Raw genomic sequence first — 8,597 nt, forward strand, 5'->3', positions numbered from 1 at the left:
TTTTGAATCATAGCATATTTTGATAAAAACTTCTAAACTTCAAACTAAAGTACCATGCTTTTTTCCCTTCTCATGGTATACTTATGGCAATTATTTTCTAGTGTGCAGAAGCGGGCATCTTGTTCACAAGGTGCAACTAGATGAATCGTAAGTGATAGGACGTGTATAAATGAAGAAAAGGTCTCTATTGATTGGTTTATCTCTAGCAACGGGCGTGGTCAGCTCCTTGCTGTTGCGAAAGGAAAAACAAAAAAATGAAAACCGCCAAAATTTCATTGGAAATTGGCGTTTTACTTCAAAGACAAAAGAAGATGTCATTTTAGAAATTGCCAATGATTATTCATTGACCATCGAAGGCAAACCGTTGCCTGTTTCCATTGTTGAACTGACTCCGATGCGATTAGTGTTACTGGACACATTTGGCTATCATTTAGTTCTGGAACAAAAAGGCTCCGTTATTACTTTATATGATGAAGCAGAAGATTGCCACTATTCTTTGACAAAAATCACGTAAGGGACATGAGAAGATCGAGTTCATGTTTTCTTCACATTTTCTTCGGTCAATTCTCAGACTTTTTATCAGCATTTCCTGGCAATCCATGCTATCATTAACTTAACAAGTGGTTGAACAAGGTGTTCCGTTGAGTGATGTTTGATCGTTCATAGATTAAGGTGTAGGTTCGATTCCTACCTTCCACATTTATTTTAAACAGAAAGAAGGGATTTTTATGTTAACGACCTTTATTTCACTCTTTTCCATCTTTGCTTTAGCTGCGTTACTAGCTGGGACATTCTTTTTAGCAAAATTGGCCATGCAACAAGAAACGAGAGCAGTGAAAGTTCCCGTCAGAGCCCAAAACCAAAACCCGAGAATCCATTCCAATCGTCGCTAAGTGAAATCGTTTGACCCGATGTCAATTCAGAAAAACTTGTCTTCTTTATTAAATAGGAAGGCAAGTTTTTTTTTGCGGTCTGTTGCCCTTAGGTCTTCTAGTTTGAAATGGTTTACCAACGTCCATTCCCCCTTTGAGCGGTCTTCGTGCAATTAAATGCTAAGTTTTCTCTTAGAGTATTGCAACAGCGGATACTCTTTGTTAAAATTTTTGCTTAGATACAACTTAAAAGGAGCTACTACATATATGCAGAAAATAACCAAGTTCGGGTATTCCTTCGTTGCTGCTTTGGCAATCCTCTTTGCTGCTGTCGGCATCCCCCTCGTTTCATATGCTGATGATACAGCAATGAGCATCGAAGAGATCCAAGAGTTTTCGATTGACGCCAAAGCCGCCTACTCCATTGATTTTGACACAGGGAAAGTGTTGTATGATCAAGATGGCGAGACAGCCATGGGTATTGCCTCCATCACCAAGATCATCAGCCTCTACCTTGTCGCTGAGCAAGTAGAACAAGGAACGATCGCTTGGGATGATCCTGTGCCGATTTCCGATTATGCCGCTAATCTCAGCGTGTCCCCTAACTTATCAAATGTCCCTTTGCATCAAGACGTTACCTATACAGTAAAAGATTTGTATGATGCCAGTTATATCCAATCTGCAAATGCTGCAATCGTCGCGCTCGCGGAGCTGATTGCTGGGTCTGAAAGTGCCTTTGTGGATTTAATGCAAGAAAAAGTGCAATCATGGGGCATCACCGATGCAAAGATCGTCAATGCTTCTGGCTTGAACAATGCTTATCTAGGGGAAAATATTTACCCAGGATCAACTTCAACGGATGAAAACGAACTATCCGCAAAAGATGTGGCATTGATTGCCCGTCATTTGTTACAAGACTTTCCAGATGTTTTGGAAGTAACCAGCCTTTCAACGAAACAATTTGGTGAAGGTTCCTATTCGCCTGTCGAGATGGTCAATTGGAACTGGATGCTTCCAGGTTTTACGAATACGAAAGATGGTGTCGACGGTCTGAAGACTGGTACGACAGATATGGCAGGTGCCTGCTTTGTCGGAACCGCCGTTAAAGATGGCCAACGAATCATCACCGTGGTGCTAAACGTCAATGGTCATGCAGAAAATCCTAGTGTTCGTTTTATTGAAACAGGCCGTTTGATGGATTACTCGTTTGACGCTTGGGAACAAGTAGAGATTTTACCAGAAAATGCGCAACTAGAAGATACCCAGACGGTTGCAGTCAAAGATGGGAAAGAATTGAGTGTGCCCGTTGCCTTAAATCAAGGTTTGACCCTATGGGTGCGTGGGGATATGGATGCCACAGCCTTTGAAACAACTATTGACTTTAATGAGCATTATCGTGATTCTGCCCTGCAAGCGCCATTGACTGAGGGCACAGAAGTCGGTACCGTAAGTGCTTCGATTCCAGCTGATACGCTTGGTTATATTGATGATTCCGATCATGACGAGACTGCAGGATTGATCACAACACAAACGGTGGAAAAAGCCAACATCTTTGTTCGTGCTTGGCGCGGCGTGTCCAACTTTTTCAGTAATCTTTTTTAACCTAAACAAAAAAATCTGTCCGAAGCAAAGACTGCTTCTCGGACAGATTTTTTTTATTCTACTGTTTCCACCGTTGCTGTTGCCAATGGCTCCACAGGGAAAAACAATTCAACTTCCCCCTCCTTAAAATGAGGAAGATACCTTTCTTGGATGGCTGCTGACAACTGGACGTTGTTTTCTGGTAAAACTTCCATCAGCATTTTTTCAGTCATCATCGTTAAGTTTTTTTCATCTGTTTTTACAACGAGATAGGTCATTGCGGGCATTTCCCAACGGACCCAACCGACAGGAGGAAAATTTTCTGTCTGGACTTGAACGCCTGCCAAGTAGCGACCGGTTTCTTGCCAAGGCTCTAACCAATTGGTGCCATCACTCATCAAGCCCCAAAATTCCAGTTCTTCTGCCTTTTGATCACTTACGAGAAATTCGATCTCTTCAAAATCCTTTGTTGCAAGTTCCCAAAGCGCTGGTACCCAAGAAGCACCTTCTTCTGCTAACCCCTTGCCCTCTTTTCCAATCACATAAAAAGCGGGTCGTTCGACGCGAATCACTTCACCTAATTGCATGTTCCTTCCTCCTTCTTTCCTTCATTTTAGCGAATTGCAAGAAATTCAGCAACTTTGACCTTAGCAACAAGCAATTTCTGCCATTTTTCGGTATACTAAGTGTATCGTTAAAGGAGTGAAAAACATGGATTTTACGCAATTGCTGATTTTTGCCATCAGCTATGTGTCGGGCGTGATCGCCGTTCAAAAATGGCGCAAGAAAAAAGATGATCCGGATATTTTCTTTTTTGAATGTTGTTGGACGATTCTAGCCCTGCTAATTTATTTAGCTGTCTCAGAATTACGGACAGGTAGTTTCTTTATTTTGATACCCGTCGCCTTCGCCGGCCTTTTTTTATTTTCTTATCGGCGCAACAAGCACCAACTTGTAAATGGCTTACTTTTTAATTTGTTCGTGCTGGCTTTTGGCGGCTACTTAGTCATTAATTTATACCGAACCCAAGACATACTCGTAGGTGGTCTACTCGCTGTATTACTGGCAATCTTCGTTGCTGTACTATTATTCGGTTTGGCAACACTCGTGGTCTTTCTTTACTGGAATTCCATTATCGTATTACGAAGAGAATCGCGATCGATCGCCAATTTGTTAACCCTGATCTTAGCGGTGGTTTTGACCGTTTTACTATTTTCAGATACCCTTTTGCACTTTTTCCCAGATTGGATCCGAACCTTATTCGGCATTGTTCCCCTAAGTCTTTTGTATCTGTTTGTAGTCTTTTTGAACTTTTTATCCATTTCAGTCATTTATCAGTTCAACCATCCTCGCTATAATCAGGACTTTATCATCGTCTTAGGTGCAGGCCTTTTGAATGGCACCACGGTCTCCCCTTTATTGGCAAAACGCATCAATACAGCGATCTCGTTCTACGAATCGCAATTTAAAGCGAAAAAAACCGCGCCTCGATTACTGATGTCAGGCGGACAAGGAAGCGATGAGCAGCTGCCGGAAGCTGTTGCTATGAAAGAATATGCGATTGCCCAAGGCGTACCAGAAGGTGAGATTTTAGTGGAAACAAATTCCACGACTACTTATGAAAACATGAAATTTTCGAAAGAAATCATGGATTCGCTTAAGCCAAACGGCTACAAAGCAATCTTTGCCTCAAACAATTACCATATTTTTCGTGCTGGTCTCTATGCAGATCAAGCCCAACTTAAAGCGGATGGTATCGGAGCACCTACTGCCTTTTACTATCTACCGAATGCCTTTTTAAGAGAATTTGTGGCAATCCTTTTTATGCACAAAAGACGACATTTAACGGTATTGATCACCTTACTGATTCTCTATGCAGGTGCAGCGATCCTCCAACTTATTTTTGGCTAAACAAACAAAAAAAGTTCTTTGAACCAGTTGGTTCGAAGAACTTTTTTCTTATTGAATCGTGCGATGTTTCTTCCAGAAGCGTTGTTGCCATTTTTCTTTCATGCTGTCTGTAAGGGGTTCTGATGCTTCTTTGATCGCACAATATTTGTCCACCATCGTGACGATATAGCTTTCTTTATAGCGTGGCGGTGCAATCGTTGCTCCCCACATATGTTTCAAGATGATATCTTTTTCTAGATCACTAAGTTCAGTGATTTTTTCGGCATTTTTTACTGCGATTCGTGGATGCATGTACGCATGGGTACCTTCGTCAAACTTTGTAGTACGCCAATCGTAATAAAATAAATCATGAAGGAGTCCTGCACGAGCTGTTGCACGAGCATCGCCGCCCCATTTCTTGGCCAATTTGTAACTATAATAAGAGACGCTGATCGAATGTTCCAAACGTGTGGAGTTCATATGCTGCACAAAATTGGCTAATTTTTTTACAGCTTCTGTTTCTAACAGGTCAGCCACATAAGACATATATTCGCTATCTTCTTGCCATTTTTCTGTCATAAATTTTTGTCTGCCACCTTTTTTGATCTGCTTGATTGTTACAAGACAAAGTATAGCACCTATTCCTGCAAGTTTCTAGGTGAGGTGCAATAGATTCAAATAGTTTAACAGTTCCTTAAAAATCTAGCTGACAGCAAAATACATCAAAATACCTGCCGCAATGGCGACGTTCAATGATTCCGCCTGACCATAGATAGGAATATATAGATTTTTATCGGTCAATGCCAACAGTTCCTGATTGACCCCTTGCCCCTCGTTGCCTAAAATGAAGGCAGCCGCTTGTCCTTTAGGAAGCTCGGTATAAGGGACTGCTTCTTTGTTTAACTCGGTACCATAAATCGCCACACCAGCTGCCTGCAGCTGCTTTAAAAATGGCGGGATCGCTCCTTCTACGATCGGCAGATGATAGTTGCTACCTTGCATGCTGCGCAAGACTTTGGTGCTGTAGAGATCGGCTGTTCCTTCGCCGAGAAAAACCCCGCTGAATCCAGCGGCATCCGCTGTTCGAATCATGGTGCCAACGTTTCCAGGATCTTGCACATTATCTAAAATCAGCCAATTGCCCGTCAGTGTCTGTAAGTCTTGTTCTTGTTTTTCCACCACGGCAAAAATCCCTTGTGGTGTTGGCAAATCAGAAAGCATCGCTGCGATCTCCTCTGTGATCAAATAGCTTTCTTCCTGATAATCATCGAGTTGCCCGTTGGCTTCACTTAACCCTCGCGGGGTCACCAACAATGCTTTGATGGGTACTTGTGCGTGCAATGCTTCTTGCACCAAATGCCAGCCATCGATCAAATAGCTATTGGTTTGTGTCCGATGTTTTTTTTGTGTTAGTTTTTTGATTTCCTTGATAAAGGTATTTTTTTTCGATTGAATTTCTTTCATCTTGTCACCTCGATTCATTATAGCATGAGTCAATCGATCTAACTTGTTCTTTTACTGAAAAAACGCTATCATATAAAGCAGAGGAGGGATTGTCCATGAAGAAACTACGAATCCATGTGCAAGGACGTGTCCAAGGCGTCGGCTTTCGTTATACCACAAAAATGCTTGCCGATCAGTTGGGCGTCACCGGATCTGTAAAAAACGAAGCGGATGGTTCTGTTTCGATTGAAGCAATTGGCGATGAAAAAGCCATCGATGCCTTTGTTGCTGGGGTTAAGGATTCTCCTTCACCCGCTGGGAAAGTAAATCAGATCGACATCCAACCAGACGATGCTATCAAAGAGCGTCGGAGTTTTGATGTAGTGTACTATTAACAATTGAATGTTTTCTAAGTCGAAAGATTGATTTTTCAATGAATTTCTCTTTGTACATTGAAATAGTCGGTCTTTTTTAGTATAGTTATTTTTGTCTAAATTTATTGTGAAGAGGAAGAATAGAATGTCTAAAATGAATAAATGGCTGCTTTCATCAGGATTATTTGGCCTGTTATTAGCATTATCAGGCTGTGTCAGTACCAATGCTGATGGTACGCCGAAAGAAACAGGAATGATTTATCGCTTTTTGGTGAAACCATTAGGGGATATGATCACGATGCTCGTAGAAAACTTCAACTGGTCTTACGGCTGGGCGATCATCGCCGTAACGATCGTTGTCCGTGTCATTATCTTACCATTAGGGATCCATCAGTCTCGAAAAACGATGGTTCAAAGTGAAAAAATGCAGTTTCTGAAACCTCAAGTGGATATTGCACAAGCCAATTTGAAAAAAGCGACCACTCGGGAAGAACAAATGCAAGCGCAAGCGGAGATGCAAAAAATTTACTCTGAAAACAACGTCAGTATGTTTGGCGGTATCGGATGTCTCCCTTTGCTGATTCAGATGCCGATCTTCTCTGCTCTTTATTTCACCGCTCGTTACACACAAGGAATCCAAAACTCTGAATTCTTTGGCGTATCATTAGGCGACCCCAGCCTCCTCTTTGTGGCGATTGCTGGTCTTTCCTACTTGGCACAAGGATATATCTCAACCATCGGGATTCCTGAAGAACAGAAAAAAACGATGAAAACCATGTTGATCGTTTCTCCATTGATGATCGTTTTCATGTCCATGAGTGCACCAGCTGGTGTGACACTCTACTGGGTAGTTGGTGGGGTCTTCAGTTGTATCCAAACGTTTATCACGAATGTCATCATGAAACCAAAAATTCGTGCCCAAGTCGAAGCGGAAATGAAAGCAAATCCGCCTAAAACGGTAGTTACGCCTCGTAAAGACGTAACGCCTGAAAAAACAGAAGCTGTCAAAAAAGCGTTGAACACGACAAAGCCTAACGGAAAAGGTCGTAACGCTGGCAAGCAGCAACGGAAGTAATTCTTGACCAAATCGCTCATTGGGCGGTTTGGTTTTTTGTTGTTTTCAAATGGGAATCAGTTGCTTCTTCTATTGCCTTTCGCTATAGTAAATGAGAGGTGAGCGCATGTTTCAAGCATATATCAATATTTTTGTCATTTTCAGTCTCATGTTTATCGGTTATTGGTTGTCTTACAAACAATGGTTTTCTAATCGAACCGCCGATACGTTTTCAAAACTGGTGTTAAATGTCTCATTACCCGCCAATATGTTTTTGACGATCATTAAAAACTTTACGAAAGACGAGTTTCTCTCATTAGTTTCCGGGATGATCATCCCTTTGCTTTCCATGATGATCACTTACTTCGCCGGTTATTTATGGCGCCGTTTCGCGCAAGTTGAAACCAAACACCAAGGGGCATTTTCCGCCATGTTTACCTTTTCCAATACGATCTTCATCGGCTTACCGATCAATTTAGCCATTTTTGGTGAAAAAGCCGTTCCCTATGTGTTGTTGTACTACATCGTAAATACGACATTATTTTGGACCATCGGTATTTTTGAGTTAGCAAAAGATAACCCCGATTTCGGCGAAGCCCGCATTTCCTTTCATCCATTGGTCATGCTAAAAAAGATTTTTTCGCCAGCCTTGATTGGTTTCATTATCGGCTTGATCTGGATGCTGTTCACATTACCACTGCCCTCCTTTGTTGATGGGCTTGGAAGCTACCTAGCAGATTTAACGACGCCTCTATCAATGTTTATTATCGGGATCATCGTGTACTTTGGCGGGCTCAAGAACTTGCGAATGACCAAAGACATTGCTGGTGTCTTGTTTGGTCGCTTCGTTCTTTCGCCCCTCGTTGTATGGCTATTAAGCAGGATCATCCCTGTTCCTGAATTGATGCTTTCTGTGTTTATTATCCAAGCCTCCATGCCCGTCCAAAACTCTGTCCCGATCCTTGTGCGAAACTATCAAGGGGATGAAGAATTTGCAACTTCTTGTCTAGGCTATTCCGTCTTACTCTACATGGTGTATCTGCCTGTTTTGCTTTTTTTCTTTTTTAGTTAGTTAACGAACTTTGACGAAAAATACTCGTTACCAAGGGCATTCGCTTCTTTCGGTAACGAGTATTTTTCTTCTCTTTGTATAGTAAAGGTTCGATTGATTCGCTGTCCGAGCGGCAACTCCCCTTATGATTTGTCACTATAGACCACGATTTTTCTGATTTTCGCCAGATTGTGGCTGCTTAGGTTACCTTCATAAACAAGACAAAAAAAGCCCATCATGCAGAAACTAGCTATATGTAGTGACCCCAAAAAGTTAGACTTTTATGGAGTGGAGAAATCCACTCCTTTTTTGTACGATAAAATTAACTGTTA

At 41.8% G+C, this 8,597-nt stretch carries 10 protein-coding genes; 7 read left to right on the plus strand and 3 right to left on the minus strand.

The genetic code is table 11. The features are described from left to right. Positions 1 to 169: 169 nt before the first annotated feature. The 3 genes from ACI3E5_RS15040 (at position 170) to ACI3E5_RS15050 (ending at position 2,474) form a co-directional block, all read left to right on the plus strand. Positions 170 to 514 (plus strand): DUF4828 domain-containing protein, encoded by a 345-nt coding sequence (locus ACI3E5_RS15040; protein ID WP_015510045.1) that lies wholly within the window; start codon positions 170 to 172, stop codon positions 512 to 514. A gap of 214 nt (positions 515 to 728) precedes the next feature. Further along, positions 729 to 893 carry a hypothetical protein gene (locus ACI3E5_RS15045; protein ID WP_005229460.1) on the plus strand — a complete coding sequence of 55 codons (165 nt, stop codon included), beginning with the start codon at positions 729 to 731 and terminating at the stop codon, positions 891 to 893. Positions 894 to 1,139: 246 nt separating this feature from the next. Then, entirely contained in the window at positions 1,140 to 2,474 is a 1,335-nt protein-coding gene (locus ACI3E5_RS15050; protein ID WP_016610746.1) for a serine hydrolase, read from the plus strand. A 53-nt stretch (positions 2,475 to 2,527) separates the two neighbouring features. Here the strand turns inward: ACI3E5_RS15050 and ACI3E5_RS15055 are convergent, their stop codons facing one another. Next, on the minus strand, positions 2,528 to 3,040 hold the full coding sequence (locus tag ACI3E5_RS15055; protein WP_010749327.1) for a GyrI-like domain-containing protein: 513 nt from the start codon (positions 3,038 to 3,040) through the stop codon (positions 2,528 to 2,530). Between the two features lie 124 nt (positions 3,041 to 3,164). Here ACI3E5_RS15055 and ACI3E5_RS15060 point away from each other — a divergent pair, with 124 nt between their 5' ends. Beyond that, positions 3,165 to 4,364 carry a YdcF family protein gene (locus ACI3E5_RS15060; protein ID WP_498822040.1) on the plus strand — a complete coding sequence of 400 codons (1,200 nt, stop codon included), beginning with the start codon at positions 3,165 to 3,167 and terminating at the stop codon, positions 4,362 to 4,364. A gap of 48 nt (positions 4,365 to 4,412) precedes the next feature. Here ACI3E5_RS15060 and ACI3E5_RS15065 read toward each other — a convergent pair whose 3' ends face one another. Both ACI3E5_RS15065 and ACI3E5_RS15070 read right to left on the minus strand, forming a co-directional pair. Then, a complete protein-coding gene (locus ACI3E5_RS15065; protein ID WP_005229452.1) occupies positions 4,413 to 4,922 on the minus strand; it encodes an HD domain-containing protein in 510 nt (169 codons plus the stop codon). A 123-nt stretch (positions 4,923 to 5,045) separates the two neighbouring features. Next, positions 5,046 to 5,807, minus strand: coding sequence for a TrmH family RNA methyltransferase (locus tag ACI3E5_RS15070; RefSeq protein WP_015510047.1), 762 nt, complete (start codon positions 5,805 to 5,807; stop codon positions 5,046 to 5,048). A 95-nt stretch (positions 5,808 to 5,902) separates the two neighbouring features. Between ACI3E5_RS15070 and ACI3E5_RS15075 the strand changes: the two genes are divergently transcribed. The 3 genes from ACI3E5_RS15075 to ACI3E5_RS15085 all read left to right on the plus strand — a co-directional run bounded on the left by ACI3E5_RS15075 (position 5,903) and on the right by ACI3E5_RS15085 (position 8,286). Further along, entirely contained in the window at positions 5,903 to 6,181 is a 279-nt protein-coding gene (locus ACI3E5_RS15075; RefSeq protein WP_325846014.1) for an acylphosphatase, read from the plus strand. A gap of 124 nt (positions 6,182 to 6,305) precedes the next feature. Next, positions 6,306 to 7,235, plus strand: a complete 930-nt coding sequence (yidC, locus tag ACI3E5_RS15080) for a membrane protein insertase YidC (RefSeq protein ID WP_325846015.1) — start codon at positions 6,306 to 6,308, stop codon at positions 7,233 to 7,235. A 106-nt stretch (positions 7,236 to 7,341) separates the two neighbouring features. Further along, positions 7,342 to 8,286: an AEC family transporter gene (locus ACI3E5_RS15085; RefSeq protein WP_325846016.1), complete on the plus strand. Its 945-nt coding sequence runs from the start codon at positions 7,342 to 7,344 to the stop codon at positions 8,284 to 8,286. Positions 8,287 to 8,597 lie beyond the last annotated feature (311 nt).

The organism is Candidatus Enterococcus avicola, assembly GCF_047470845.1.
GTDB lineage: Bacteria > Bacillota > Bacilli > Lactobacillales > Enterococcaceae > Enterococcus_D > Enterococcus_D casseliflavus.